The following is a 24,116-nucleotide window of genomic DNA, read 5'->3' as shown; positions in this document are numbered from 1 at the left end:
ACGCCGGCCGGGGAGCCCGCTTCACAATGACAGCGATGCAGGTTTTCTACGCCACGCAGTTCGTGCTGCCGCTGCCGCCCGGCCACCGCTTCCCGATGGCCAAATACCAGCTCCTGCGCGACCGGCTGGCGGATGAGCTGCCGTCCGTCCGCTTGGGGCAGGCGCTGCCGGCGACCGACGGCGAACTCGCGCTGGTCCATACCCCGGCCTACATCCAGTCGATCGCGGACGGGACGCTCGACCCCAGGGCGATGCGGGAAATCGGGTTTCCGTGGAGCGAAGCGATGGCGGAGCGGGCCCGGCGTTCCGTCGGCGCGACCATCTCGGCTTGCCGTGCCTCCCTGCGCGAGGGCGTGTCCGCGAACATCGCGGGCGGCACCCACCATTCGTATGCGGACAAGGGCGGCGGCTTCTGCGTCTTCAACGACGCCGCGGTGGCGTCGCGCCTGATGCAGGCCGAGTGGGCGCGCTCGCACGCCCGCCCCCTGCGCGTGGCCATCGTGGACCTCGACGTGCACCAGGGTAACGGGACCGCGCGCATCTTCCGGGGCGACCCCAGCGTCTTCACGCTGTCGATGCACGGGCAGAAGAACTTCCCCTTCCGCAAGGAGGAGAGCGACCTGGACGTGGACCTGCCCGACGGCTGCGGCGACGAGGAGTACCTGCACGCGCTCGACCTCGCGCTCGACGAACTCGACCGGCGCTTCGATCCCGGCCTCGTGATCTACCTTGCGGGCGCGGACCCGCACGAAGGCGATCGCCTCGGCCGCCTCAAGCTCACCTGGGACGGGCTCGAGGCCCGCGACCGCCGCGTCTTCGACTGGGCGTGGCAGCGGCGCGTGCCGCTGGCCTTCGCGATGGCCGGCGGCTACGGCACACGCATCGAGGACACGGTGCAGGTCCAGGTCAACACCTTCCGCGTCGCGGCGCGGTACCACGAGCGCTGGCAGAATCGCAGCCGATGAGTCCTTCCGCCGCGCCCAAGCCCCAACCTGAACCGCGCAGCGCTTATCGCGCGTTCCGCACCATCGGCACCCGGTGGGCCGACAACGACGCCTACGGCCACGTCAACAACGTCGTCTACTACAGCTGGTTCGACACAGTGGTCAACGCCCACCTCATCGAGGCCGGCGCGCTGGATATCCACCGCGGCGAGACCATCGGCCTCGTCATCGAGACGCAGTGCAACTATTTTTCCGCGATCGAATTCCCCCAGACCGTCGAGGCGGGCTTGCGCGTCGCGCACATGGGCAAGTCGAGCGTGCGCTACGAAGTGGGCCTCTTCGTGCAGGGCGAGCCCATGACCGCCGCGCGCGGGCACTTCATCCACGTCTACGTCGACCGGGCGACGCGCCGGCCGGTGTCCCTTCCCGAGAAACTCAGGTCCGTCCTGGAGGCGCTTCAATGAATGACCAACCGGGCACCGCGCAGGTGTCGACCGTCGTGCAGGACATGGCGAGCGTGGACGCGGCGATCGAGAGCCGCTTTTCGTGCCGTGCGTTCCTGCCGACTCCGGTGGCGCGCGACACGATCGCCGACATCCTTCGTGTCGCAAGCCGCGCGCCCTCGGGCACCAATTGCCAGCCCTGGAAGGTCTACGTGCTGCAGGGCGCGAGCCGCGACGCCCTGGTCGGGAAAGTCTGTGCCGCGCACGATGCGATCTACGCCGACCCGTCGCTCGCCGCTTCGTACAAGGAAGAGTACGACTACTACCCGGAGAAATGGGTGTCGCCCTACATCGACCGCCGCCGGGAAAACGGCTGGGGCCTCTATGGCCTGCTGGGCATCGCGAAAGGCGAGAAGGACAAGATGCACGCGCAGCACCATCGCAACTTCAGGTTTTTCGACGCACCCGTCGGGCTCATGTTCACGCTCGACCGCGTGATGGGCCGGGGGTCCCTGGTGGACTACGGCATGTTCATGGAAAACATCATGGTGGCGGCGCGGGCGCGCGGACTGCACACCTGCCCGCAGGCTGCGTGGAACGGCTTCGGAAGGATCATCCTGCCGCACATCGGCGCCGGCGAGGACGAGATGCTCGTGTGCGGCATGGCGCTCGGCCACGCCGACGAATCGCACAAGGTGAACGCCTTCCACACGCCGCGCGTGCCGGTGGAAGCGTTCACGCACTGGCTCGACTGAACGCCCGCCGAGCCGCGCTCAGGACTTCTCGAACTTGAAGTCCGGGTTGCGGCGCTCGAAGGTGTCGACCTGCTGCTCGGCCTCTTCCTTCGCGAAGCCGTGACGCTGCTGGATGCGGCCGAGCAGCTGGTCGCGCTTGCCCGCGATGACGTCCAGGTCGTCCTCCGTGAGCTTGCCCCACTGCTCCCTGATTTTTCCCTTGACCTGTTTCCAGCGTCCTTCGATCCGATCGTGGTTCATTTGGCGCTCCCGCGAAGTGAGGCCTCGTCTCAGAGGCGATAAACCACTGTAGATTCCGGGTCCGGGGCGCGCGGTAGGAGGAGGGAGGCTCCTGCCAGTCGCCGGGCGCCTACAGTCGAGCGTCCATAATGCAGCGTCCCTTTCCCACCCAGAAAAATTCTCGGAGACCGGCTTGTCGTTCGCGGGCGTCCCCATCGATTTCATCCTCTTCGCGCTCACGCTGGCCGGCGTGGCTCTTTTCCACCACCACACGCTGGCGGTCGCACTGACCGGCCTCGCCGCCATCGCGCTCTTCAAGCTCGGCTTCGGCGATTTCGGCGGCGTCGCCGGCGTGCCGGGCCTGTGGAAGCTGCTGGGGCACGAATGGGTCACGGTCGCCAACCTGCTGGGCCTGTTGCTGGGCTTCGCGCTGCTGTCGGATCACTTCGAGCGCAGCGGGCTGCCGGCCTTGTTGCCGCGCTTCCTGCCGGACGACTGGAAGGGGGGTTTTTGCCTGCTCCTGCTGGTCTTCGTGTTGTCGAGCTTCCTGGACAACATCGCCGCCGCGATGATCGGGGGCTCGATGGCTGCCGTGCTGTACCGCAGGCGGGTTCACATCGGTTTTCTCGCAGGCATCGTCGCGGCGAGCAATGCAGGCGGCTCCGGCAGCGTGGTGGGCGACACCACGACGACGATGATGTGGATCGCCGGCGTGCGGCCGGGCCAGGTGTTCGAAGCGTATGCCGCCGCCGTCACCGCGATGCTGATCTTCGGCGTGTTCGCGGCGCGCCAGCAGCACGCGCTGCAGCCCATCATGAAGGACAACCCGGAGGGCGCGAGCGTCGATTCCGCGCGGCTCGGCATCGTGGCAGTCATCCTGCTGGCCGCGATGGGAGCGAACATCTTCTTCAACCTGCGCGACGCCTCGGTGCTCGACCGGGTCCCCGTGATCGGGATTGCGGTCTGGCTCGCCATCGGCCTCACGAGCGCGTGGCGCCGCCCGACGTGGAGCCTGCTCCCGGGCGCCTTCCGCGGCTCCATGTTTCTCCTCGCGCTCGTGATGTGCGCGGCGATGATGCCGGTGCAGAAGCTGCCCGCCGCTTCCTGGCAGACGGCGCTCGGGCTCGGATTCGTGAGCGCCATCTTCGACAACATCCCGCTCACCGCCCTGGCCTTGCGGCAGGGTGGGTACGACTGGGGCTTCCTCGCCTACGCCGTCGGCTTCGGCGGCTCGATGGTCTGGTTCGGCTCGTCGGCGGGCGTGGCGCTGGCCAACATGTACCCCGAAGCCCGGTCCGTGGGTGCGTGGCTCAAGGCGGGCTGGCACATCGCACTGGCCTACGTCATCGGCTTTTTCGTCCTCCTGGCCGTCCTCGGCTGGCACCCCGATGCGCCGGTCGCGCCTTCGGCTCCTTCACACACCACATCACCATGAACAAGCCCAGGATCCTGATGGCCCGCGCGGTCTTCCCCGAAGTGATTGCCAGGCTCGGCCAGCACTTCGAGGTCGAGACCAATCGGTCCGACGAACCTTTCAGCAAGGCGGAGCTGGCGAGGCGCCTGCAGGACAAGGTCGGCGCATTCACCACCGGCGGGGATCGCATCGACGATGAAACCATGGCGGGCGCGCCGCTGCTCAAGATCTGCGCGAACATGGCGGTCGGCTACAACAACTTCGACGTGCCTGCCATGACCGCGCGCCGCGTCCTGGGGACCAACACGCCCGACGTGCTCACCGAGACCACCGCGGATTTCGGCTTCGCGCTTCTGATGGCCACCGCGCGGCGCATGGCGGAAAGCGAGCATTTCCTGCGCGCCGGGAAATGGAACCGCTGGAGCTACGACATGTTCGCCGGCTCCGACGTGCACGGCAGCACGCTGGGCATCCTGGGCATGGGACGCATCGGGCAGGGCATCGCGCGCCGCGGCGCGCACGGCTTCGGCATGAACGTGATCTATCACAACCGCTCGCGGCTCACCCCCGACCTCGAAGCGCAGTGCAAGGCGCGCTACGTGACCAAGGACGAACTGCTGGCGACAGCCGACCACCTGGTGCTCGTGCTGCCTTATTCCGCGTCGTCGCACCATGCGATCGGCGCGGCGGAGCTTGCGAAGATGAAGCCGACGGCCACGCTCGTCAACATCGCGCGCGGCGGGATCGTGGATGATGCCGCGCTGGCCGCGGCCTTGCGCGCGCGCACGATCGCCGCCGCGGGCCTGGACGTGTTCGAGGGAGAACCGAAGGTCCATCCGGACCTGCTCACCGTGCCCAACGTCGTCCTGACGCCCCATATCGCGAGCGCGACGGTGCCCACGCGCCTGGCGATGGCGAACCTGGCCGCCGACAACCTGATCGGCTTCCTCGTGCACGGCAAGCCTCTGAACCCGCTGAACCCCGAAGTCCTGAACTGAGAGCCCGAGTGGAAATCTGGATCATCATCGCCCTGGCCGTCGCGAACCTCGTCGTCGCCTTCATCGTCCTCACGCGCAAGCCCCCGGTCAACGAAGGCGCGAAATCGGAATTGCTGGCCGCGAACGAGCGGATGGAGCGTGAGCTGCGGCGCGAGATCAGCGAATCGTCCCGCGGCGCTCGAACCGAGCTCACGCACACGCTCGCCACCTTCCAGGACGCGCTGGTGAAGCAGGGCGCCGAGGCCACGCGCACGCAGAACGTCCAGATCGACGCCTTCGGGCAGCAGCTTGCGCTCCTGCAGAAGTCGCTCTCGGACACGCTCGCGATGCAGCTGCAGGGGCTCGGCGATTCGAATGCGAGGCGCATGGCCGAGGTGCGCACGACCCTCGAGTCGCAGCTCGCGCTGCTGCAGCAGACGAACGCCGCGAAGCTCGACGAGATGCGCAGGACCGTGGACGAGAAGCTGCAGACCACGCTGGAGACGCGCTTGGGCGAGAGCTTCAAGCAGGTCGCGGACCGCCTCGAGCAGGTGCACAAGGGCCTGGGCGAGATGCAGTCCCTGGCGCAGGGCGTGGGCGACCTGCAGCGCGTGCTGACGAACGTGAAGACGCGCGGCATGTTCGGCGAGGTGCAGCTCGAGGCGCTGCTCGAGCAGGTGCTCACGAACGAGCAATACGGCAAGCAGGTGGAGACCAAGCCGAACAGCAACCAGCGCGTGGACTTCGCGATCCGCTTCCCCGGCCGCAGCGGCGACGGCACGCCGGTGTGGCTGCCGGTCGACGCGAAGTTTCCGCGCGACGATTACGAGCGCCTGCTCGACGCGCACGACCGCGCCGACCCGGCCGCGGCGGACATCGCGGCGCGCGCGCTCGAGTCGCGCATCCGGATTGAAGCCAAGTCGATCAGCGCGAGCTACCTGTGCCCGCCCCACACGACGGACTTCGCGATCCTGTTCCTGCCGATCGAGAGCCTGTACGCGGAAGTGCTCCGCCGGCCCGGGCTCATGGACAGCCTGCAGCGCGACTATCGCGTGACGCTCGCCGGCCCGACGACCTTGCTGGCGATGCTCAACAGCCTGCACATGGGATTTCGCACGCTCGCGCTGGAGCAGCAGGCGTCGGAGGTCTGGAAGGTGCTCGGGGCCGTCAAGACGGAATTCGAGCGCTACGGCACCTGGGTCGAGAAGATCCGCGACCAGGTGCGCAAGGCCTCCGACACGCTCGACACCGCGAGCACGCGCACGAACCAGATGCGCCGCGCACTGAAAGTGGTGGAGGCGCTGCCCGAGGCGCAGGCGCAGGCGCTGCTGCCGCCCGCCGCGGAAGGGGACGAGCCGTCGCCATGAGCGGCGGCCTCAAGCCCGAACTCGCACGGCTCATCGCCGCGCAGATCTGCGTGCATGCGTGCATGGCCGGCACGCGGCTGGCGGCGCCGCTCCTCGCCCTCAAGCAGGGCTACAGCGAGGCTGCCGTGGGCGTGTTGCTGGCCCTGTTCGCGCTCACGCAGGTGTTTCTCGCGCTGCCCTCCGGGCGCTATGCGGACCGCCACGGGTTGAAGCGACCCATCGGCCTCGCGGTGATCGCCGCGACCCTGGGCGCGGGCCTCGCGGTCGCATTCCCGATCTTTCCGGTGCTGTGCGTCGCGGCGCTCCTGACGGGCGGGGCGACCGGTACCGCGTCGATCGCGCTTCAGCGGCACGTGGGGCGCGCGGCCTCCAGCCCGACGGAGCTCAAGCAGGTGTTCTCGTGGCTTGCGATCGGCCCCGCGGTCTCCAACTTCGTGGGGCCGTTCGCCGCCGGATTGATGATCGACAACGCGGGCTTTCGCGGCGCCTTCCTCCTGATGGCGCTGCTGCCGATGTTCGCGTGGTACTGGGTGCGTACCGCCCAGGAGTTGCCGCCGGTGATCCGTGCGGAAGGCGAGCAGCACGGGCCCACATGGAACCTGCTGCGCGAGCCCATGTTCCGGCGGCTGCTGTTGATCAACTGGCTGCTGTCGTCCTGCTGGGACGTCCATACCTTCGTCGTGCCGGTGCTCGGCCACGAGCGCGGCATCTCGGCTTCGGTGATCGGCACGATCCTCGGTTGTTTCGCGATCGCCGCCGCGCTCGTGCGCGTCGCCATCCCGCTGCTGGCCTCGCAGGTGAAGGAGTCGCAGATGCTGATGTGGGCCATGGCCGCGACGGCCCTCGTCTTCGGCATCTACCCGTTCATGCACGCTTCGCTGTTCATGGGCCTGTGCTCCGTCGCGCTGGGCATCGCGCTCGGGTCGGTGCAGCCGATGATCATGAGCACCCTGCACCAGATCACGCCCGAGTCCCGGCACGGGGAGGCGGTGGCGCTGCGCATCATGCTGATCAACGCATCGAGCGTCGGCATGCCCATGCTGTTCGGGGCAGCCGGCGCGGTCATCGGAATCTCCGGCGTGTTCTGGGTGGTCGGCGCGGCCGTGGGCGCGGGCACGCACCTCACGCGCGGACTCAAATCCGGTAGAACGTCCTGATCAGCTCCCAGGCGGTTTCCGCGTCGTCCGCGTACTGGAAGAGGTCCAGGTCGGCCGGCGAAATGACGCCTTCCTCGATCAGCACGTCGAAGTTGATGAGGCGCTTCCAGTAGTCGGTGCCGAACAGCACGATGGGCACCTGCTTGGCCTTGCGGGTCTGCACGAGCGTGATCACCTCGAAGAGTTCGTCGAGCGTGCCGAAGCCGCCCGGGAATGCGACGAGCGCTTTCGCGCGCATCATGAAGTGCATCTTGCGCAGCGCGAAGTAGTGGAACTTGAACGAGAGCTCGGGCGTGACGTACGGGTTCGCCGCTTCCTCCATCGGCAGGGCGATCGCCAGGCCCACGCTCACGCCGTCGGCTTCATGCGCGCCGCGATTGGCCGCCTGCATGATGCCCGGGCCGCCGCCGGTGCAGATGAACAGCATGTCGCGCGGGTCCTTGCCCGCGCTGTACTTCGCGACCAGGCTGCCGAACGCGCGCGCCTTCTCGTAGTAATGCGCATTGCGCGCGAGCGCCCGCGCGCGAAACACGAGCGCCTCGTCGCCGGACGCTTCGGCTTCCGCGACGAGGGCCGCGGCATCGTCCGCGCTGCGAAAGCGCGCGCTGCCGAACACGACGATGGTGTTCTCGATGCCGTGCGCCTGCTGCTCCAGGTCGGGCTTGAGCAGCTCGAGCTGGAATCGGATGCCGCGCGTCTCGCGCCGCAGGAGGAATTCGGGGTCCGCGAAGGCGAGGCGGCTCGCGTCGGGGTCCAGCGGCAGGCCGGCATCGGAATGGGCCTTGAGTGTCGCCCAGGCGTCGGCGAGGCGCCTGTCGTGGATGTTGCGTGTAGAGGAAGGCATGGCCTCATTTTGATGCCAATCCGCCGGCTTCTCCGTTATCCTTTCGCCCTACAAGAATCGGGGGCACGAGGTGGAAGAGGCTCAATATCACGTCGTACTGGACGGTCGCAAGATCGGCCCGTACGACCGGCGCACGATCGTCGGCATGCGCATCAAGAAGGCGCTGACCAGCGACCACGTGCTCATCGGGACGGACGGGTCGCAGTCCACGGTCGCGCGGCTGATCGGCACGCGCCCGCCCGGGCAGTTCAACGCGGACCGCAGCCAGAGCTTCTCGGTGGTGCAGGCCACGTTCGCCGCCGGGCTGGTCGAGGCCGAAGGCAGGGAATTGCAGATCCCCGCCTTCGCGGGCGAAGTCGAGGTGCGCGTGCAGGGGCCCGTGCTGCGCATTGCCGGTACGTTCCGCAAGGGATTCGGCTGGAGGCAGGACAGGGTGAAGCTGCAAGTGGGCGACATCGTGCACGCGCGCATCCGCGCGACACAGGTCGACCTGTGGCTGCGCACCGGCGAGGCAGCCGCCGCGCCTCTGCGCCGCGTCACGCTGGAACTCTTCACGCCGGAGTCGGCCGGTGAACTCGTCGAATGGTTTCCGGCCGCCACACCCTGGCCCGGCGGCAACGATCAGGCGGGCGCCCGGGTGAAGGGCGACAAGCAGGTGCTGTGGGCCGCCGGCGCGGCCGTCGGCGCCGCGGCGGTGGTGCTCCTGGTGTTCGTGGCGCTTGCGGGCCGGAGGATCTTCTAGCGCGCGCCGGCGAGCCAACGCAGCAGCCGCTCGCGCGCCGGCGCGAGGCCCTTGTAGTGCAGGACGGCCTCGGACATCGATGCCAGCGAGTCATGCAGGCGGGCTGCACGCTGCGCGTTCCCGACGGCCTGCACCAGCGGCTCGAGCGTCACGCGTATCGTGAAGACCGCCTGGCGCGTGCCTTGCCCGACGGGAAAGAACACCTGCCGTTCCGTGCGCAGCCAGCAGCGCCGCGCGAATTCCGCGGCGTCCGGTGTTTCGGGCCAGGGCTCGCGGGCGTGGCGGCCGGGATGCTGGTCGTAGCGGTCGGAAGGGCTGATCGTCCACACGAAGCGCTCCCAGCAGTCCCCGTTGGTAGCCAGCGCCACGAGTTGCCGCGATGCGGCGACCAGTGCGGCGTTGTCCGCCACGGGCGCGTGCAGGGTCGCGAAGTCGAGGCCGAGCTTTTCCTCGGGAGCCCAATGGGACGGCACGCAGACGCAGAGGAACGGAAGGGTCGCGGTGGCGCCGTCCAGGACGGCAAAGTCCTCTTCGAAGTGCAGCTCGGGCTGGAAGCTCGTGGGGTCCGCGTCGATACCGGCACGGCTGGCGATGGCGCGCAGCGCAGGGAGGGGGTCGAACCCCGGTACCAGCAAGCGGGAGCGGCCCGCCTGGACGACGGCGAGTTTTTCCGCATGAAGATGCCCCGCCGGGTCCAGCGGCGTGAGCCGCAGGGACGGCCCGTCCACGCGCTGCAGCCCCGGCTGCATGCGAAACGGAACGGCGATGCGATTGAAGTCGAACATGGAAAGAGGCGCTGCGGGCGAAAAAAAGGCTCCTTGCGGAGCCTGCATCGTAGAGCCTGCGGGCTCAGACGCGCCTGCGGTACTCGCCGGTGCGCGTGTCGACTTCGACCTTGTCGCCCTGGGCGACGAAGATCGGCACGCCGATTTCGAAGCCCGTGCCGAGCTTGGCGGGCTTCAGCACCTTGCCCGAGGTGTCGCCCTTGACGGCCGGCTCGGTCCAGGTGATTTCGCGCTCGACGCTGGTCGGCAGCTCGACGGAGATCGCCTTGCCTTCGTAGAACACCACTTCGGCGGGCATGCCCTCTTCGAGGTAGTTGAGCGCGTCGCCCATGTTTTCCGCCTCGACTTCGTACTGGTTGTAGTCGGCGTCCATCCAGACATACATGGGGTCGGCGAAGTAGGAGTACGTGCAGTCCTTCTTGTCGAGCACGATCTGGTCCATCTTGTCGTCGGCCTTGAACACGACTTCGGTGTTGAAGTTGGCGATCAGGCTCTTGAGCTTCATGCGCACGGTGGCGGAATTGCGGCCGCCGCGGCTGTATTCGGTCTTGAGGACGACCATCGGGTCCTTGCCGTGCATGATGACGTTGCCGGCGCGGATTTCTTGAGCGATTTTCATGGCGCGTGTTTCGTTGCGTTGAGCGAGAGGGTAGGCCGGCCGTGGCGCAAGGCGCGTGACTGCGGCGGGGCGCAGGCGTCCGGTCCGCGGCCGCGCTGCACAAAGCCCCCTATTTTAGCTGTTTTTGCCGGGGCGGTCCGGCCGTACCGCTCACGCTGCTCAGCGGGCCTTAAGTCAATGCCGTCATACTCGCCCGCAATGAAAAATTCACACCTGGGCGGGGGCGGCCTGCCGCGGCCGGCCGTGCACGTCGAAACCCTGCTCCTCGCGGGCGCGGTTTTCCTGATGGTCGCCGGGAATGGCCCGTTCTGGCGGGCGCTCCTGGCCGGCCGGAGCCTGGCCGAACCGGCGACGTGGGGCTTTGCCGCGGCCGTCTTCTGCGCCTTCACGGCGTTCTACGTCGCGGTGGCGGCGCTGTTTTCCACGCGGATGACGGTTCGGCCGCTCCTGGCGCTGCTGTTCATCGTCACGGCCAGCGCCTCCTACTACATGGAGCGCTACTCCGTGTACATGGACCGGGCGATGGTCGCCAACGTCCTGGCCACGCAGTACAAGGAAGCGCGCGAACTCATCAGTGTCGCGATGGCCGCGCACGTGCTGGCCTTCGGCATCCTGCCTGCCGCGCTGCTGTGGTGGCCGCGCCTCAAAGACCGATCTTGGGGACGTGCGGCTGCCGTCCGCACGGCGTGGATCGCCGGCGGCATCGTGATCGGCGTGGCCAGCCTGCTGCTGGTGTTCGCCGATTTCTCTTCGCTGATGCGCAACCACAAGGAGATCCGCCATCTCCTGACGCCGGGCAACGTGGTCGCCTCCCTGGCGGGCAACGTGTGGGGGCGCGCCAAGCGGCCCAACCAGCCGAAGATCCAGGTCGGTGCGGATGCGAGGCCCGGCGCCGGCTGGGAGCAGCGGCGACCCCGCCTGTTCGTGGTGGTGATAGGGGAGACGGCGCGCGCACAGAATTTCTCCCTGAACGGCTACGCACGCGACACCAACCCCGAACTCGCCAGGCGCGGCGTCATCAACTTTTCCCGGGCCACGGCCTGCGGCACGTCCACCGAAGTGTCCTTGCCCTGCATGTTCTCGCCCTTCGGCCGGGCCCAGTACGACGAGGAGAAGATCCTCACCCACGAATCCTTGCTGCACGTGCTGGCGCGGGCGGGCGTGCAGGTGCTCTGGCGCGACAACCAGTCGGGCTGCAAGGCCGTGTGCGCGGGCCTGCCGGAGCAGCAGCTGGACCACGAGAAGGTGCCCGCCCTCTGTTCGGACGGCCAATGCCTCGACGAAATCCTGGTCGAGGGGATGGACGGCGTGCTCAAGGACGCGAAGGGCAACCTCTTCGTCGTCATGCACCAGCTCGGCAGCCACGGCCCGGCGTACTTCAAGCGCTACCCGCCGGCCCTCGCGCGCTTCAAGCCCGCCTGCGAGACCGAGGAGTTGAGGCGCTGCACCGCCGCGGAAATCGTCAACGCCTACGACAACTCCCTGCTGTACACGGACTTCTTCCTGGGCCGCGTGATCGACTTCCTGGACAAGGCGCAGCGAACGCACGACACCGCGATGCTCTACGTGTCGGACCACGGCGAGTCGCTGGGCGAAGGCGGGCTGTACCTGCACGGCATGCCGTACGCGATCGCGCCCGACACGCAAAAGCACGTGCCTTTCGTGGTGTGGATGTCGCCGGCGTTCAGGCAGGGGGCGGGCGTCGACGAGACCTGCATGCGTGGCCGCTCGGCCCAGCCGGTGAGTCACGACAACCTGTTCCACACCATGATCGGCGTGATGGACGTCAGGACGTCCGCCTACGACGCGCGCATGGACATCTTCGCGGGCTGCAGGCCCGCTACGGGCGCGCGCTGAGGCGCCTGGCGATGCCCCGCGACCATACCCAGTCCAGCGCCAGCGCGATCGTCCAGCAGACCCAGGCCGACCACAGGGTGTGGCTCATGAAATGCGCGCCGCGAAGCTGCTGGTTCAACCCGAAGACGATTCCCAGGAGCAGGGCGCCGAGGAACCACGCGCGGGCGGCGCGTGGATGGCTCCGGCGAAATGCGAAGTAGCCTGCGAAGTACACGAAGCCCGAAGAGGCGTGCCCCGAAGGGAAGCAGTGCCCGACGCCGCCATCGGACTGCAGGGTCCAATGCGACAGCTGGTGCGCGAAACGGCCGAACGCCGCCATGTCCCAGGGGCAGCTGGTCGCGCTCACGGATTTGATGGCGACGATGGCCAGCGCGGCGAGGCCCGCCGTCACGGCGAACTGCAGGCGCCGGGAGGCCTCGAGGCGCTTCCAGGGGCCGAACGGCCAGCGGACCGCGACGCAGGAAGCTACCCACACGATCAGCGAAAGCTTGCGCGCCGCGTCGTGCAGGACCTCGGTCATCCACCAGTTGTCCCGGAGCGCAAAGCCCTTGGGCGTGCCGGACCAGCCGGCAATCACCATGTCGAAGGGGGTCAGGTCCCACGCCAGGAAGGCAAGCGCAGCGGCAAATGTCAACGCCAGCTGGGCGCGTGGGGTCAGGGTCATGCAGGGGAAGATTGTGCCGCCTGGAAAGACATCAACTGCGTGACGAGGTCTTTTTGTGCAAGCAACCTGTCGCGCGCCAGGAGGGCGCACGGCGACCAGGTGTCCGCGTCCAGGGGCGGCAATGCCGCGCCGATCCCGTTCCAGCCCCTGTGAAACTGACGCAATGAGTCAGGTGCGGCCATCCATTCGAGGAAGGCCTCCAGTTTCGCGTGGTGGGCGTCGTCGTCCTGCGGATAGATCTGCCAGGCGAAAGGCTTGCCCGCCCAGAGCGCGCGCACGAGGGAGTCTTCGCCGCGCACGAAGTTGAAGTCGCAGGCCCAGAGCAGGCGGTCGAATTCGGCTTGCGTCATCAGCGGCAGGAAGGTGACCGCCAGGGAGCCGCCCACGAGCGACAGGCGTTCGCGCACCGCCGTGCCCGCGCGTCCGTGTGTCACCAGCAGATGCCAGGGCTGCGTGCCTGCGGAGAGTCCCGCGAGGAGCGCGTCGAGCGCCGGAGGCTCGTAGCAGAAGAGGCTGGCGAGCCGGGCGTTCGCGGCCTCGATGCCGCGCGCGCGCAGCCATCCGGCGCGATCGAACGCTGCCTGCCGGGCCAGCAGGTCCGGCTCGCGCAGCAACCCGCCCGTGCCCTGCGTGAAGCCCGGATAGAAGAAGTGCTTGGTCAGTCCTGCCGCCGGGCCGGACAACACCGGCGAGGGCAGGCCGTGGCAACGCGCCGCGAAGGATTCGGCCGTGAGGTATTCGAGGTTGATCCATGCAGCCTGCGTGCCGCGCTCCCGGGCTTGCGACGCCATCGCCGCCTGGAACTGCGCCGGCAGTTCGCACCCGAAAGCCTCCACAACCACCTCCCCGGGTGCGACCCCGGGAGCAGCCAGCGGCCATTCGCGCACTTCGACGCCTGCTGCTCCTTCCGGCGCCATCCAGCGCAGCGCGGAGGCGTCGTCGATCCACAGCCGCACGCGCTCGCCGCGCGACGCGAGGCCGCGCGCGAGCCGCCAGCACACGCCGATGTCGCCGTGGTTGTCGATAACCTTGCAGAAGATGTCCCAGAGCATGCCGCGATGTTCCCCCGCCGGATTGTCCACAATACGGCCTGTATGCCAGAGGTCCATTCCGAACAATTGCTTGCCGAGGTCGCGGCGCTTCCCGCGCTCCCCGGCGTCTACCGCTATTTCGACGCCGACGGCGGCGTGCTCTACGTCGGCAAGGCGCGCAACCTCAAGAAGCGCGTCTCCAGCTACTTCCAGAAGAACCACGGCGGCACGCGCATCGGCCACATGATCGGCAAGATCGTGCGCATGGAGACGACGGTGGTTCGCTCGGAAGCCGAAGCCCTGCTGCTGGAAAACAACCTCATCAAGACGCTCAACCCGCGCTACAACATCCTGTTTCGCGACGACAAGAGCTATCCCTACCTGAAGATCGCCGGCACCGAGCGCCCGGCCGCAACCGGCGCGGCACCCGGCCCCTCCGCGTTTCCGCGGGTCGCGTACTACCGCGGGGCGGTGGATCGCAAGCATCGCTATTTCGGGCCCTATCCCAGCGCGTGGGCGGTCAAGGAATCGATCCAGCTCCTGCAGAAGGTGTTCCGGCTGCGCACCTGCGAGGACACGGTGTTCGCGAACCGCACCCGGCCCTGCCTGCTCTACCAGATCAAGCGCTGTTCCGGCCCGTGCGTGAACCTCATCGCGCCGCAGGACTACCAGCACGACGTGGACAACGCCGAGGCCTTCCTGCGCGGCGACACGCAGCAAGTGCTCGCGACCCTGGAGACACGCATGATGAAGCATGCGGAGAACCTGGAGTTCGAGCAGGCGGCGGAGCTGCGCAACCAGATGGGCGCGCTGTCGAAAGTGCTTCACCAGCAATCGGTGGAAACGATCTCCGACAAGGATGTCGATATCCTGGCCGTGAAGGTCCACGGCGGCAAGGCCTGCGTCAACCTCGCCATGGTGCGGGGCGGCAGGCACCTCGGGGACCGGCCGTATTTCCCGAGCCACATCGAGGACGGGGCGGCCCTGCAGCAGTTTGACTCGAATGCGGATGACGACGCCCCCGCCGACGCATCGACCCCCGTGGAAGTGCAGGTGCTGGAGGCCTTCATCGCGCAGCACTACATCGGCGTGCCGGTGCCGCCCGCGCTCATCACGAGCGAGCCGGTGGGCCGCGAGCTGATCGAGGCGCTGTCGCTGCAGTCGGGCGTGCGGATCGCCGCCGTGCACAACCCGCGGGAGCAGCGGCGCCTGTGGCTGGAGATGGCGCAGAAAAACGCCGACATCCAGCTCGCCCGGCTGCTCGCCGAGGAAGGGTCGCAGCAGGCCCGCACGCGCGCGCTGGTCGAAGCGCTGGATCTCTCGCCGGACGACCTCGAAGGTTTCCGGATCGAATGCTTCGACATCTCGCACACCGCGGGCGAGTCGACGCAGGCCTCCTGCGTGGTGTTCCACCACCACAAGATGCAGAACAGCGAGTACCGGCGCTACAACATCGACGGCATCACGCCGGGCGACGACTACGCCGCCATGCGGCAGGTGCTGATGCGCCGCTACAGCAAGCTGGCAGAAGCCGGGCGCGATCCGCCGGACGCGACGCCCCCGCGCGGGGCCGGCGGCTCCGCGGGGCGTTTGCCCGACCTCGTGCTCGTCGATGGCGGCAAGGGCCAGGTGAGCATGGCGCGCGAAGTCTTCGCCAACCTGGGCCTGGACCTCACCGTCATCGTCGGGGTGGAGAAGGGCGAGGGGCGCAAGGTGGGCCTCGAAGAACTCGTGTTCGCCGACGGCCGCGAGAAGGTGTACCTGGGGCGCGATTCCGCCGCGCTGATGCTCGTCGCGCAGATCCGGGACGAAGCCCACCGCTTCGCGATCACCGGCATGCGCGCGCGCCGGGCGAAGGTGCGCGTGGGCGGCAGCCAGCTGGAGGACATCCCCGGCATCGGCGCCAAGAAGCGCGCCCGGCTGCTCCAGCGCTTCGGCGGCGTGCGTGGGGTCGCGTCCGCGGGCGTGGACGATATCGCGAGCGTGGAAGGCATCTCGCGCGAGCTCGCCGAGGAAATCTACCGGGCCCTGCACTAGGCTTTTCCGCGCGCCACCTAGAATGCGTGCATGTTCTTCAACATCCCCACGCTCTTCACCTGGACCCGCATCGTCGCGATTCCGCTGATCGTCGGGGTGTTCTACCTGGGGCTGAAGCCGGAGCTGCAGAACCTGATCGCCACGGTGATGTTCGTGGTGTTCGCGCTGACGGACTGGCTGGACGGCTTCCTCGCGCGCAAGTTGAACCAGACTTCTGCCTTCGGCGCGTTCCTCGACCCCGTGGCCGACAAGATCCTCGTGTGCGCCTCGTTGCTGGTGCTGGTGCACCTGGGCCGTGCGAACGTGTTCGTGGCGCTCATCATCATCGGCCGCGAGATCGCGATCTCGGCGCTGCGCGAATGGATGGCGCAGATCGGCGCGTCCAAGAGCGTGGCGGTGCACATGCTGGGCAAAGTCAAGACCACCGTGCAGATGATCGCCATCCCGTTCCTGCTGTACGACGGCCTGCTGTTCGGGCTCATCGACACCGGCACCTGGGGCACCTGGCTGATCTGGCTGGCCGCCATCCTGACCGTGTGGTCCATGGTGTATTACCTTCAGAAGGCCTTGCCCGAGATCCGCAAGCGGGTGAAGTAGGGCGCCCATGGACTCCGATTCGCGGCGCGATGCGCTGGTGCGGGCGATGCCCGCGGTCTTCGTCTTGATCTGGAGCACCGGCTTCATCGTCGCGCGCTTCGGCATGCCGCACGCGCCGCCGATGAAGTTCCTCGCCTGGCGCTATTTCTTCTCCGTCACCTGCTTCGTGGTGTGGGCCGTGCTCGCCCGCGCTGCCTGGCCCCGGGATCGTTCGCAAGTCCGGCACCTGGCGGTGACGGGCGTGTTGATGCATGCGGGCTACCTGGGCGGCGTCTGGGCCGCGGTCAAGCTCGGCATGGGCGCGGGCCTGGTCGCGCTGCTCGTCGGGCTGCAGCCGGTCCTGACGGCCATCTGGGTTTCGTCGCGCGGTGGCGCGGTGGCCGCGCGGCAGTGGGCGGGCCTGGCGCTCGGCTTCGCCGGCCTCGCGCTGGTGGTGTGGCAAAAGCTCGGGCTGGGCGAAATCCACGCCGTCAACCTGGCGCTGGCTGCGGGTGCGCTCCTCAGCATCACCGCCGGCACCCTGTACCAGAAGCGCTTCGTCGCGCCCTGCGACGTGCGCACCGCAAGCCTCGTGCAACTGTGCGCGGCGTTCGCCGTGACGCTCCCGCTGACATTGCTGGAGTCCGAGGCCGTGCAGTGGAGCGGGCAGCTCGCCGCCGCGATGGCCTGGTCCGTCCTCGCGCTGACGCTCGGCGGCAGCTCGCTGCTGTACCTGCTGATCCAGCGCGGCGCGGCGACCGCGGTCACGAGCCTGCTCTATCTCGTGCCCCCCTGCACCGCGGTGATGGCGTGGCTCCTCTTCGGCGAAGCGATCACGGTGTTCACCATCGCGGGCATGGCACTCACGGCGCTAGGCGTGAGCCTCGTGGTGCGTTCGCCCTCGCGGCCGTCCTGACCGCGGGCTTGAGCTTCCAGGGCTCGCCGCGAAAACGCTCGGCGAGGAAGTCGATCAGCAGGCGCACGCGCTTGGGCGTCTGCGCGCGGTGCGGCGCGAGCCAGTGGATGTCCGCGTCCCACATCGCCCAGGCCGGCAACACGCGCACCAGTTGCCCGGAGGCGAGTTGCGGCGCGATATCCCACAGGCTGCGCAGCATGATCCCGCGTCCGGCGATGCACCAGTCGCGCACCAGCTCGCCGGAGTTGCTGCTGAGCGGCCCCTGCACGCGCACGCGCGATTCCGACTTGTCGCGTTCGCGGCGCAGCGGCCAGGTGTCGAATCGCTGGTCGTTTTCCCGCACGAGCAGGCAGGCGTGGTGCTCCAGGTCCGCGACCGATTGCGGCGCCGCGTGCCGCCGCAGGTACGACGGCGCCGCGACGAGCACGCGCTGGTTGCGGGCCAGGCGCCGGCCCACCCATTCGGAGGCGCGGCGGCCCTGCACCGACCACAGCCACACGGCGCCGTCGTAGCCGTCCACCGCGAGGTTGGGCAATTGCTCCGTCAGTTGAAGCTGCACGTTCAGGCCGGGGTGAAGGGTCTGGAAGTCCGCCAGCGCCGGGCCGAGCCACAGGCGGCCGAAACCGAAGGTGGCAGCGAGGCGGATGGTGCCAGTGGGTTCGGTGCGCCCCTCCTGCAGGTCGGCCTCGAGCTGGGTGAAGGACTGGAGCAGCGGCGCAGCCCGTTCGCAGAGCGCTTCGCATTCGGCCGTGGCCACGACGCGGCGGGTGGTGCGCTGGAAGAGCGGCAGGCCCAGGCGGGCTTCGATCGCCGCGAGCTTCTTCGTGACCACCGAGGCCACGACGCCGGCAGCCGCGGCGGTCGCCGACAGGCTGCCGTGCGCACGCACGGCAAGCAGCAATTCCAGGTCCTCACGGTCGAGCAAGCCGGGCAACTCTTTCCCCTGCGGAAACAATCGATTGCCGGATTATTGCTTGTCCGTACGGCGCGCCGCGTCCAGAATCGCCGCATGCTGGAGCAGTTCGAAGACTTTCACGTGGAGCGGGGCGGCGTGCGCCTGCGCTGCCGTGCGGGTGGCCGGGGCGCGCCGCTGCTGCTGCTCCACGGGCATCCGCAAACCCATGCGATGTGGCATCGGGTGGCGCCGGTCTTGGCGCGGCAGCACAGCGTGGTAATGATGGACTTGCGCGGCTATGGCGACTCCGGGCGGCCGCCGGCCGGGGAGGACAGTGCCGCCTATGCCAAGCGGGAAATGGCACTGGATGCGCTTCAGGTCATGCGCGCGCGCGGATTCGCCGAATTCCAGGTGCTTGCGCACGACCGGGGCGCGCGTGTCGCGCATCGCCTGGCAGCGGACCATCCCGCTGCCGTCTCGCGGCTGATGCTGCTCGACGTTGCCCCCACGCTCGGCATGTACGAGCACACCTCGCTCGAGTTCGCGACGGCTTACTGGCACTGGTTCTTCCTGGTGCAGCCGCCGCCCCTGCCGGAAGCGCTGATCGAATCCGACCCGGTGCGCTACCTGCGCAGTGTCATGGGCAAGCGGCACGCCGGCCTCGGTGCATTCGCGCCCGAGGCGCTCGCCGAATACGAACGCTGCATCGTCCTTCCAGGCACGGCGCAGGGGATCTGCGCGGACTATCGCGCGAGCGCGGGCATCGATCTCGTGCACGACCGCGCCGACCTCGCGGCGCAGCGCCTGCTGGCGCAACCGCTGCGCGTGCTCTGGGGCGAGCACGGCGCCGTGGGCCGATGCTTCGACGTGCCGGCGCTCTGGCGCGAGCGCGCGCAACAATTCACCGGACGCGCGTTGCCGTGCGGCCATTACATCGCCGAGGAGGCGCCGGCGCTGTTGCTGGACGAAGCCTTGGAATTTTTCAGGAGTTGAAGATGAGCAGGAAACGAATCGCAGTCATCGCCGGCGACGGCATCGGCAAGGAAACCATGCCCGAGGGCGTGCGCGTGATGGAGGCGGCGGCGAGCAAGTTCGGCATCGACCTGCACTTCGACCACTTCGACTTCTCGAGCTGGGACTACTACGAGAAACACGGCAAGATGATGCCGGACAACTGGAAGGACCTGGTGGGCGGGCACGACGCGATCTACTTCGGCGCGGTGGGCTGGCCCGAGAAGATCGCCGACCACGTGTCGCTGTGGGGCTCGCTCCTGCTGTTCCGGCGCGAGTTCGACCAGTACGTCAACCTGCGCCCCGCGCGCCTCATGCCCGGCATCATCGCGCCGGTGGTCCGGCGCGACGGCAGCGCGCGCCAGCCCGGCGAGATCGACATGTACATCGTGCGCGAGAACACCGAGGGCGAATACTCCGCCGTCGGCGGGCGGATGTACCCCGGCACGGAGCGCGAAATCGTCATGCAGGAGACCATCATGTCGCGCGTGGGCGTCGACCGCGTGCTGAAATTCGCTTTCGAGCTTGCGAAGGCGCGCCCGAAGAAGCATTTGACGTCGGCCACCAAGTCCAACGGCATCGCGATCACGATGCCCTACTGGGACGAACGCGTGGCCGAGATGGCCAAGGCGTATCCCGGCGTGAACGTGGACAAGTTCCACATCGACATCCTCACCGCGCACTTCGTGCAGCGGCCCGACTTCTTCGACGTCGTGGTGGCGAGCAACCTCTTCGGCGACATCCTGAGCGATCTCGGGCCCGCGTGCACGGGCACCATCGGCATCGCGCCGAGCGCGAACCTGAACCCGGACCGAAAGTTTCCCTCGCTGTTCGAACCGGTGCACGGCTCCGCGCCGGACATCGCGGGAAAGAACATCGCCAACCCCATCGGGCAGATCTGGTGCGGCGCGATGATGCTGGAATTCCTCGGGCGCAAGGACGCGCACGATGCCGTGCTCGCCGCGATCGAAAAGGTGCTCGCGCCCGGAAGCGGGGCGCCGCGCACCGGCGACCTGGGCGGCAAGGCGAGCACCACGGACGTCGGCCGCGCGATCGCGCAAGCGCTGTAGGGCCGCGCCGGGCGCGCGCATTTCTGCTCGTGAAAATTGGCGCAGCGCCGCACGGAAATCGGCCCGCAGGCCGCATGGAATCTCGCCAAAAGCGTCTAGAATCCGCCTCCGCGCTGTTGTAAAGCCGCTCGTCGTATTGACACCGTGGGGTGCCGTCGCTTTAATGAGCCGGTGGCTTTCGAGCCGCGAAATGAGTCTCCCGCATCACTGCCTGGAACCGCAAAGCGGCCGCAGGGATGGGGAGACAATAATTTTTGAAGAGACAACCTGATCAACTCCATTTAGTACGAGGGGCCCCTTGTGAACAAGACAGAACTCATCGAGCACATCGCAAAGCATGCCGACATCTCCAAGGCCGCAGCCACGCGCGCGCTGGAATCGATGATCGGCGCCGTCAAGACCACACTAAAAAAAGGCGGCTCGGTCTCGCTCGTGGGTTTCGGCACCTTCGCCGTGGGTAAACGCGCAGCCCGTAGCGGCCGCAATCCCCGCACCGGCGCAGCGATTAAAATCAAGGCAGCCAAGGTGCCGAAGTTCCGTCCCGGCAAGGCGCTGAAGGATGCGCTGAACTGACCGGGCCGCGATAGCGGGTGCTTAGCTCAGCTGGTAGAGCAGCGCCCTTACACGGCGTAGGTCGGCGGTTCGAGCCCGTCAGCACCCACCAACCCAAGCGAAGGCGAACAGATGTTCGCCTTTTGCTTTTGATAGCAATGTGAGAGTCAAGCGATGTTCGATTTCGTCCGCAAGCACACCAAGATCATGCAGTTCCTGCTGTTCCTGCTGATCTTCCCTTCGTTCGTGCTGGTGGGGATCAACGGGTACAACCGCATGCAGGAAAAGGGCGAGGCCGTCGCCAAGGTGGACGGCCATGAGATCCGACAGGGCGATTGGGATGCCGCGCACAAGCAGCAGGTCGACCGGCTGCGACAGAAGATGCCCGACCTGGATGCGAAGGTGCTGGAGTCCCCGGCCGCGCGCTATTCGACGCTCGAGCAGTTGATCCATGACCGCGTGCTGGCTGCGGCGGCGGAAAAGATGCACCTGCAGGTGTCGGACCAGCGCTTCAAGCGCATCCTCGCGGCGGACAAGAGCCTGGACGCGTTCTACAACGCGGAAGGCAAGCTCGACTCGCAGCGCTTCATGGCCGCCACCGGCATGAGCCCTGAGCAGTTCCGCGCCAACCTCATGAACGACATGGCCGCGCGCCAGGTGCTGGCGGGCGCGGGCGGCACGGCTTTCGCCACGGCTGCACAGACGAATGCAGTACTGGACGCCTACTTCGAGAAGCGCGAGGCGCAGTTCGCCCGTTTCGCCGCCGCGGACTACGCCTCACGCGTCAACCCGACGGATGCCGAACTCGAGGCCTACTACAAGGCGAACACCGCGCAGTTCCAGTCGGCCGAACACGCCGCGATCGAGTACATCGTGCTCGACATCGAGACCATCCGGAAATCCATCGCGGTCAACGAGCAGGACTTGAAGACCTACTTCGAGCAGAACCAGGCGCGCCTCGCGGGACCGGAAGAGCGCCGTGCGAGCCACATCCTGGTCAAGTCGAAGCAGAAGGCCGAGGAATTGCTTGCCGCGGTGAAGAAGGCGCCGGACAGCTTCGCCGACCTCGCCAGGAAGAACTCGGAAGACCCCGGCACGAAGGACAGGGGCGGTGACCTGGACTTCTTCACGCGCGGCGCGATGGCCAAGCCTTTCGAGGACGCGGTGTTCGGCATGAAGAAAGGCGACATCGCCGGGCCGGTGGAAACCCAGTTCGGCTGGCACGTCATCAAGCTCACGGACCTGAAGGTGCCCAAGGTCCGTACCTTCGAGGAGATGAAGCCCGAGCTCGAGGCGGAGCTGCGCAAGCAGCAGGCGCCGCGCAAGTTCTCCGAAGCGGCCGAGGCCTTCACGGACACCGTGTACCAGCAGCCCGACAGCCTCAAGCCCGCCGCCGACAAGCTCAAGCTCGACATCCAGAAGGCGGACGTGCGCCGCACGCCCACGCCGGGGGCGACCGGCGCCTTGTCGAATGCGAAATTCCTGGCGGCGCTGTTCTCGCCGGACAGCCTGGAGAAAAAGCACAACACCGAATCCATCGAGGTCGCGCCCAGCACGCTGGTGTCCGGGCGCGTGGTGCAGTACTCGCCCGCGCGCACCGTCGCGTTCGCCGAAGTGAAGGACCAGGTTCGGGAGCGCGTGGTCGCCGCCCGCTCGGCGGAACTGGCGAAAAAGGACGGCATGGAGAAGCTCGCTGCGTGGAAGGCCAACCCTGCCTCGGCGACGCTGCCGCCAGCGGTCACGGTCTCGCGCCAGGACATGCAGAAGCAACCCGCCCCCCTGGTCGATGCCGCCATGCGCGCCGACCCGACGGCACTCCCAGCGCTGTCGGGGGTCGATCTCGGCGAGAACGGCTATGCCATCGTGAAGGTGAACAAGGTGCTGCCGCGCGAGGCGCCACCGGCCAACAAGGCGGCGCAGGAACGCGCGCAGTTCGCGCAGGCACTGGGCACCGCCGAAAATGCGGTGTACTACAACGTCCTGAAAGAGCGCCTGAAGGTGCAGATGAAGGTGCCCAAGCCCCCGATGGCGCCGGACCTGCAGTGAAGGGCGCGAATGAAAAAGCCGGCGGAAGCCGGCTTTTTCACGAGGTGTTTCTGGGGTGGCTGATGGGGCTCGAACCCACGACAACAGGAATCACAATCCTGGACTCTACCAACTGAGCTACAGCCACCGTCGAGTCGAGGATTATACGGCCTTCGCAGTGATCCCTCAGTTGACCATCACGAGCTTGCCCTTCACGCCGCGCGAACCCATGTGCGCATAGGCGGCCTTGAGCTCGGCCATGGGCATGGTGCGGTCGATCACGGGCTTGATCTTGCCCTGCGCATACCACTTCGCGAGTTCCATCATCATCGCGCCGTTGGCCTGCGGCTCGCGCTTCGCGAAATCGCCCCAGAACACGCCGACCAGCGACGCGCCCTTGAGCAGCGCCAGGTTCAGCGGGAGCGAGGGAATCGGCCCGGAGGCGAAGCCGACGACGAGGTAGCGCCCGCGCCAGGCGATCGAGCGGAACGCGGGCTCCGCGAAGTCGCCGCCCACCGGGTCGTAGATGACGTCCGGACCCTTCCCGTCCGTGAGCGCCTTGATGGCATCGCGCAGGTTCTCGCGGGTGTAGTTGATCGTCGCGTCCGCGCCGATGGACTTGCACAGTTCGCATTTCTCGTCGGTCGAGGCCGCGGCGATGACCCGCGCGCCCATCGTCTTCGCGATCTGGATCGCGGAGGTGCCGACGCCACCCGCGGCGCCCAGCACGAGCACCGTTTCGCCCGCCTTCAGTTGCGCGCGGTCGACCAGTGCGTGGTAGGACGTCGCATAGATCATGATGAAGGCTGCGGCATCGACGTGCGGGAATCCCGGCGGCAGCGGCATGCACAGTGCCGCGGGGGCGATCGTATGCGTGCCGAACCCTCCGGTTCCCGAGAGGCAGGCGACGGCCTGGCCGACCTTCAGGTGCGTGACGCCTTCGCCGACCGCCACGATGTTGCCTGCGTATTCCGATCCCGGCACGAAGGGCAGCGGCGGCTTGATCTGGTACTTGTTCTGGACGATGAGCAGGTCGGGGAAGTTGAGGCTTGCCGCCTTGATCTCGATCAGCACCTGTCCCGCTTTCGGCTGCGGGGTCGGCATCTCTTTCCATTGCAGCGCATCGACGCCGACGGGGTTTTCGCATAGCCAGGCATGCATGATCGCGGTCTCCGGTGGGTGATGGCGCGATGATAGGCGCAGACCGGCGGGCGGA

Annotated in this window: 24 protein-coding genes and 2 tRNA genes; 17 read left to right on the top strand and 9 right to left on the bottom strand. The window is 67.6% G+C overall.

Annotated elements, in window-relative coordinates:
* Window positions 1–35 precede the first annotated feature (35 nt).
* Genes I5803_RS04905 through I5803_RS04895 form a run of 3 tightly spaced genes read left to right on the top strand, consistent with a single transcriptional unit; the run spans window position 36 to window position 2,142 of the window.
* Window positions 36–965 (top strand): histone deacetylase family protein, encoded by a 930-nt coding sequence (locus I5803_RS04905; protein ID WP_196985276.1) that lies wholly within the window; start codon window positions 36–38, stop codon window positions 963–965.
* Window positions 962–1,408: an acyl-CoA thioesterase gene (locus I5803_RS04900; protein WP_196985275.1), complete on the top strand. Its 447-nt coding sequence runs from the start codon at window positions 962–964 to the stop codon at window positions 1,406–1,408. Before I5803_RS04905 ends, I5803_RS04900 begins: the two co-directional genes overlap by 4 nt.
* The gene (locus tag I5803_RS04895) at window positions 1,405–2,142 is read left to right on the top strand and encodes a nitroreductase (RefSeq protein WP_196985274.1); all 738 of its coding nucleotides are present in this window, start codon (window positions 1,405–1,407) and stop codon (window positions 2,140–2,142) included. The genes I5803_RS04900 and I5803_RS04895 overlap by 4 nt, the downstream gene beginning before the upstream one ends.
* Window positions 2,143–2,160: 18 nt before the next feature.
* On the opposite strand, the gene I5803_RS04890 is transcribed toward I5803_RS04895, so the two are convergent.
* A complete protein-coding gene (locus I5803_RS04890; protein WP_196985273.1) occupies window positions 2,161–2,382 on the bottom strand; it encodes a CsbD family protein in 222 nt (73 codons plus the stop codon).
* 172 nt (window positions 2,383–2,554) lie between these two features.
* Here I5803_RS04890 and I5803_RS04885 point away from each other — a divergent pair, with 172 nt between their 5' ends.
* From I5803_RS04885 to I5803_RS04870, 4 genes are read left to right on the top strand one after another with little or no spacing between them, the layout of a single operon-like run.
* The gene (locus tag I5803_RS04885; protein WP_196985272.1) at window positions 2,555–3,796 is read left to right on the top strand and encodes a citrate transporter; all 1,242 of its coding nucleotides are present in this window, start codon (window positions 2,555–2,557) and stop codon (window positions 3,794–3,796) included.
* Complete coding sequence (locus tag I5803_RS04880; RefSeq protein ID WP_196985271.1) at window positions 3,793–4,773, top strand: 2-hydroxyacid dehydrogenase; 981 nt, start codon at window positions 3,793–3,795, stop codon at window positions 4,771–4,773. The genes I5803_RS04885 and I5803_RS04880 overlap by 4 nt, the downstream gene beginning before the upstream one ends.
* 8 nt (window positions 4,774–4,781) lie before the next feature.
* Complete coding sequence (locus I5803_RS04875) at window positions 4,782–6,119, top strand: DNA recombination protein RmuC (RefSeq protein ID WP_196985270.1); 1,338 nt, start codon at window positions 4,782–4,784, stop codon at window positions 6,117–6,119.
* A complete protein-coding gene (locus I5803_RS04870) occupies window positions 6,116–7,276 on the top strand; it encodes an MFS transporter (RefSeq protein WP_196985269.1) in 1,161 nt (386 codons plus the stop codon). Before I5803_RS04875 ends, I5803_RS04870 begins: the two co-directional genes overlap by 4 nt.
* Here the strand turns inward: I5803_RS04870 and I5803_RS04865 are convergent.
* Complete coding sequence (locus I5803_RS04865; RefSeq protein ID WP_196985268.1) at window positions 7,254–8,120, bottom strand: LOG family protein; 867 nt, start codon at window positions 8,118–8,120, stop codon at window positions 7,254–7,256. The genes I5803_RS04870 and I5803_RS04865 overlap by 23 nt on opposite strands.
* A 70-nt stretch (window positions 8,121–8,190) precedes the next feature.
* Here I5803_RS04865 and I5803_RS04860 point away from each other — a divergent pair, with 70 nt between their 5' ends.
* A complete protein-coding gene (locus tag I5803_RS04860; RefSeq protein ID WP_196985267.1) occupies window positions 8,191–8,862 on the top strand; it encodes a hypothetical protein in 672 nt (223 codons plus the stop codon).
* On the opposite strand, the gene I5803_RS04855 is transcribed toward I5803_RS04860, so the two are convergent.
* Together I5803_RS04855 and efp are read right to left on the bottom strand one after the other, a co-directional pair.
* On the bottom strand, window positions 8,859–9,647 hold the full coding sequence (locus tag I5803_RS04855) for a heme-dependent oxidative N-demethylase subunit alpha family protein (protein WP_196985266.1): 789 nt from the start codon (window positions 9,645–9,647) through the stop codon (window positions 8,859–8,861). The genes I5803_RS04860 and I5803_RS04855 overlap by 4 nt on opposite strands.
* A 64-nt stretch (window positions 9,648–9,711) precedes the next feature.
* Entirely contained in the window at window positions 9,712–10,266 is a 555-nt protein-coding gene (efp, locus tag I5803_RS04850) for an elongation factor P (protein WP_196985265.1), read from the bottom strand.
* A 198-nt stretch (window positions 10,267–10,464) separates the two neighbouring features.
* Between efp and I5803_RS04845 the strand changes: the two genes are divergently transcribed.
* Window positions 10,465–12,123: a phosphoethanolamine transferase gene (locus I5803_RS04845; protein ID WP_196985264.1), complete on the top strand. Its 1,659-nt coding sequence runs from the start codon at window positions 10,465–10,467 to the stop codon at window positions 12,121–12,123.
* Here the strand turns inward: I5803_RS04845 and I5803_RS04840 are convergent.
* Complete coding sequence (locus I5803_RS04840; protein ID WP_196985263.1) at window positions 12,107–12,787, bottom strand: phosphatase PAP2 family protein; 681 nt, start codon at window positions 12,785–12,787, stop codon at window positions 12,107–12,109. The genes I5803_RS04845 and I5803_RS04840 overlap by 17 nt on opposite strands.
* Window positions 12,784–13,839, bottom strand: coding sequence for an elongation factor P maturation arginine rhamnosyltransferase EarP (gene earP, locus I5803_RS04835; RefSeq protein ID WP_196985262.1), 1,056 nt, complete (start codon window positions 13,837–13,839; stop codon window positions 12,784–12,786). Before earP ends, I5803_RS04840 begins: the two co-directional genes overlap by 4 nt.
* Before the next feature lie 42 nt (window positions 13,840–13,881).
* Between earP and uvrC the strand changes: the two genes are divergently transcribed.
* From uvrC to I5803_RS04820, 3 genes are read left to right on the top strand one after another with little or no spacing between them, the layout of a single operon-like run.
* Window positions 13,882–15,855 carry an excinuclease ABC subunit UvrC gene (uvrC, locus tag I5803_RS04830; RefSeq protein ID WP_196985261.1) on the top strand — a complete coding sequence of 658 codons (1,974 nt, stop codon included), beginning with the start codon at window positions 13,882–13,884 and terminating at the stop codon, window positions 15,853–15,855.
* 30 nt (window positions 15,856–15,885) lie between these two features.
* Window positions 15,886–16,452: a CDP-diacylglycerol--glycerol-3-phosphate 3-phosphatidyltransferase gene (gene pgsA / locus I5803_RS04825; protein WP_196985260.1), complete on the top strand. Its 567-nt coding sequence runs from the start codon at window positions 15,886–15,888 to the stop codon at window positions 16,450–16,452.
* Window positions 16,453–16,459: 7 nt separating this feature from the next.
* Window positions 16,460–17,347, top strand: a complete 888-nt coding sequence (locus I5803_RS04820; RefSeq protein ID WP_231402335.1) for a DMT family transporter — start codon at window positions 16,460–16,462, stop codon at window positions 17,345–17,347.
* Here I5803_RS04820 and I5803_RS04815 read toward each other — a convergent pair.
* Complete coding sequence (locus tag I5803_RS04815) at window positions 17,295–18,272, bottom strand: LysR substrate-binding domain-containing protein (protein ID WP_196985259.1); 978 nt, start codon at window positions 18,270–18,272, stop codon at window positions 17,295–17,297. The genes I5803_RS04820 and I5803_RS04815 overlap by 53 nt on opposite strands.
* 84 nt (window positions 18,273–18,356) lie before the next feature.
* Between I5803_RS04815 and I5803_RS04810 the strand changes: the two genes are divergently transcribed.
* The 5 genes from I5803_RS04810 (at window position 18,357) to I5803_RS04790 (ending at window position 22,921) form a co-directional block, all read left to right on the top strand.
* A complete protein-coding gene (locus I5803_RS04810; RefSeq protein WP_196988458.1) occupies window positions 18,357–19,235 on the top strand; it encodes an alpha/beta fold hydrolase in 879 nt (292 codons plus the stop codon).
* Window positions 19,236–19,237: 2 nt separating this feature from the next.
* Window positions 19,238–20,323, top strand: coding sequence for a tartrate dehydrogenase (locus I5803_RS04805; RefSeq protein ID WP_196985258.1), 1,086 nt, complete (start codon window positions 19,238–19,240; stop codon window positions 20,321–20,323).
* A 300-nt stretch (window positions 20,324–20,623) separates the two neighbouring features.
* Window positions 20,624–20,896, top strand: a complete 273-nt coding sequence (locus tag I5803_RS04800; RefSeq protein WP_048438803.1) for an HU family DNA-binding protein — start codon at window positions 20,624–20,626, stop codon at window positions 20,894–20,896.
* Between the two features lie 15 nt (window positions 20,897–20,911).
* Window positions 20,912–20,987, top strand: a tRNA-Val gene (locus I5803_RS04795).
* Window positions 20,988–21,049: 62 nt separating this feature from the next.
* A complete protein-coding gene (locus I5803_RS04790) occupies window positions 21,050–22,921 on the top strand; it encodes a SurA N-terminal domain-containing protein (RefSeq protein ID WP_196985257.1) in 1,872 nt (623 codons plus the stop codon).
* Window positions 22,922–22,972: 51 nt separating this feature from the next.
* Here I5803_RS04790 and I5803_RS04785 read toward each other — a convergent pair.
* Both I5803_RS04785 and I5803_RS04780 read right to left on the bottom strand, forming a co-directional pair.
* A tRNA-His gene (locus tag I5803_RS04785) sits at window positions 22,973–23,048 on the bottom strand.
* Between the two features lie 38 nt (window positions 23,049–23,086).
* On the bottom strand, window positions 23,087–24,061 hold the full coding sequence (locus I5803_RS04780; protein ID WP_196985256.1) for an NADPH:quinone oxidoreductase family protein: 975 nt from the start codon (window positions 24,059–24,061) through the stop codon (window positions 23,087–23,089).
* Window positions 24,062–24,116 lie beyond the last annotated feature (55 nt).

This window comes from Caenimonas aquaedulcis (assembly GCF_015831345.1).
GTDB classification, from domain to species: domain Bacteria; phylum Pseudomonadota; class Gammaproteobacteria; order Burkholderiales; family Burkholderiaceae_C; genus Ramlibacter; species Ramlibacter aquaedulcis.
The sequence above is the reverse complement of the archived record's forward strand: the minus strand, read 5'-3'. Positions and strand labels throughout refer to the sequence as shown.

Coding starts and splice junctions, on each gene's coding strand:
- I5803_RS04905 (WP_196985276.1), top strand. CDS start 36: ATGCAGGTTTTCTACGCCACGCAGTTCGTGCTGCCGCTGCCGCCCGGC.
- I5803_RS04900 (WP_196985275.1), top strand. CDS start 962: ATGAGTCCTTCCGCCGCGCCCAAGCCCCAACCTGAACCGCGCAGCGCT.
- I5803_RS04895 (WP_196985274.1), top strand. CDS start 1,405: ATGAATGACCAACCGGGCACCGCGCAGGTGTCGACCGTCGTGCAGGAC.
- I5803_RS04890 (WP_196985273.1), bottom strand. CDS start 2,382: ATGAACCACGATCGGATCGAAGGACGCTGGAAACAGGTCAAGGGAAAA.
- I5803_RS04880 (WP_196985271.1), top strand. CDS start 3,793: ATGAACAAGCCCAGGATCCTGATGGCCCGCGCGGTCTTCCCCGAAGTG.
- I5803_RS04870 (WP_196985269.1), top strand. CDS start 6,116: ATGAGCGGCGGCCTCAAGCCCGAACTCGCACGGCTCATCGCCGCGCAG.
- I5803_RS04865 (WP_196985268.1), bottom strand. CDS start 8,120: ATGCCTTCCTCTACACGCAACATCCACGACAGGCGCCTCGCCGACGCC.
- I5803_RS04855 (WP_196985266.1), bottom strand. CDS start 9,647: ATGTTCGACTTCAATCGCATCGCCGTTCCGTTTCGCATGCAGCCGGGG.
- efp (WP_196985265.1), bottom strand. CDS start 10,266: ATGAAAATCGCTCAAGAAATCCGCGCCGGCAACGTCATCATGCACGGC.
- I5803_RS04845 (WP_196985264.1), top strand. CDS start 10,465: ATGAAAAATTCACACCTGGGCGGGGGCGGCCTGCCGCGGCCGGCCGTG.
- I5803_RS04840 (WP_196985263.1), bottom strand. CDS start 12,787: ATGACCCTGACCCCACGCGCCCAGCTGGCGTTGACATTTGCCGCTGCG.
- earP (WP_196985262.1), bottom strand. CDS start 13,839: ATGCTCTGGGACATCTTCTGCAAGGTTATCGACAACCACGGCGACATC.
- uvrC (WP_196985261.1), top strand. CDS start 13,882: ATGCCAGAGGTCCATTCCGAACAATTGCTTGCCGAGGTCGCGGCGCTT.
- pgsA (WP_196985260.1), top strand. CDS start 15,886: ATGTTCTTCAACATCCCCACGCTCTTCACCTGGACCCGCATCGTCGCG.
- I5803_RS04820 (WP_231402335.1), top strand. CDS start 16,460: ATGGACTCCGATTCGCGGCGCGATGCGCTGGTGCGGGCGATGCCCGCG.
- I5803_RS04810 (WP_196988458.1), top strand. CDS start 18,357: ATGCTGGAGCAGTTCGAAGACTTTCACGTGGAGCGGGGCGGCGTGCGC.
- I5803_RS04805 (WP_196985258.1), top strand. CDS start 19,238: ATGAGCAGGAAACGAATCGCAGTCATCGCCGGCGACGGCATCGGCAAG.
- I5803_RS04790 (WP_196985257.1), top strand. CDS start 21,050: ATGTTCGATTTCGTCCGCAAGCACACCAAGATCATGCAGTTCCTGCTG.
- I5803_RS04780 (WP_196985256.1), bottom strand. CDS start 24,061: ATGCATGCCTGGCTATGCGAAAACCCCGTCGGCGTCGATGCGCTGCAA.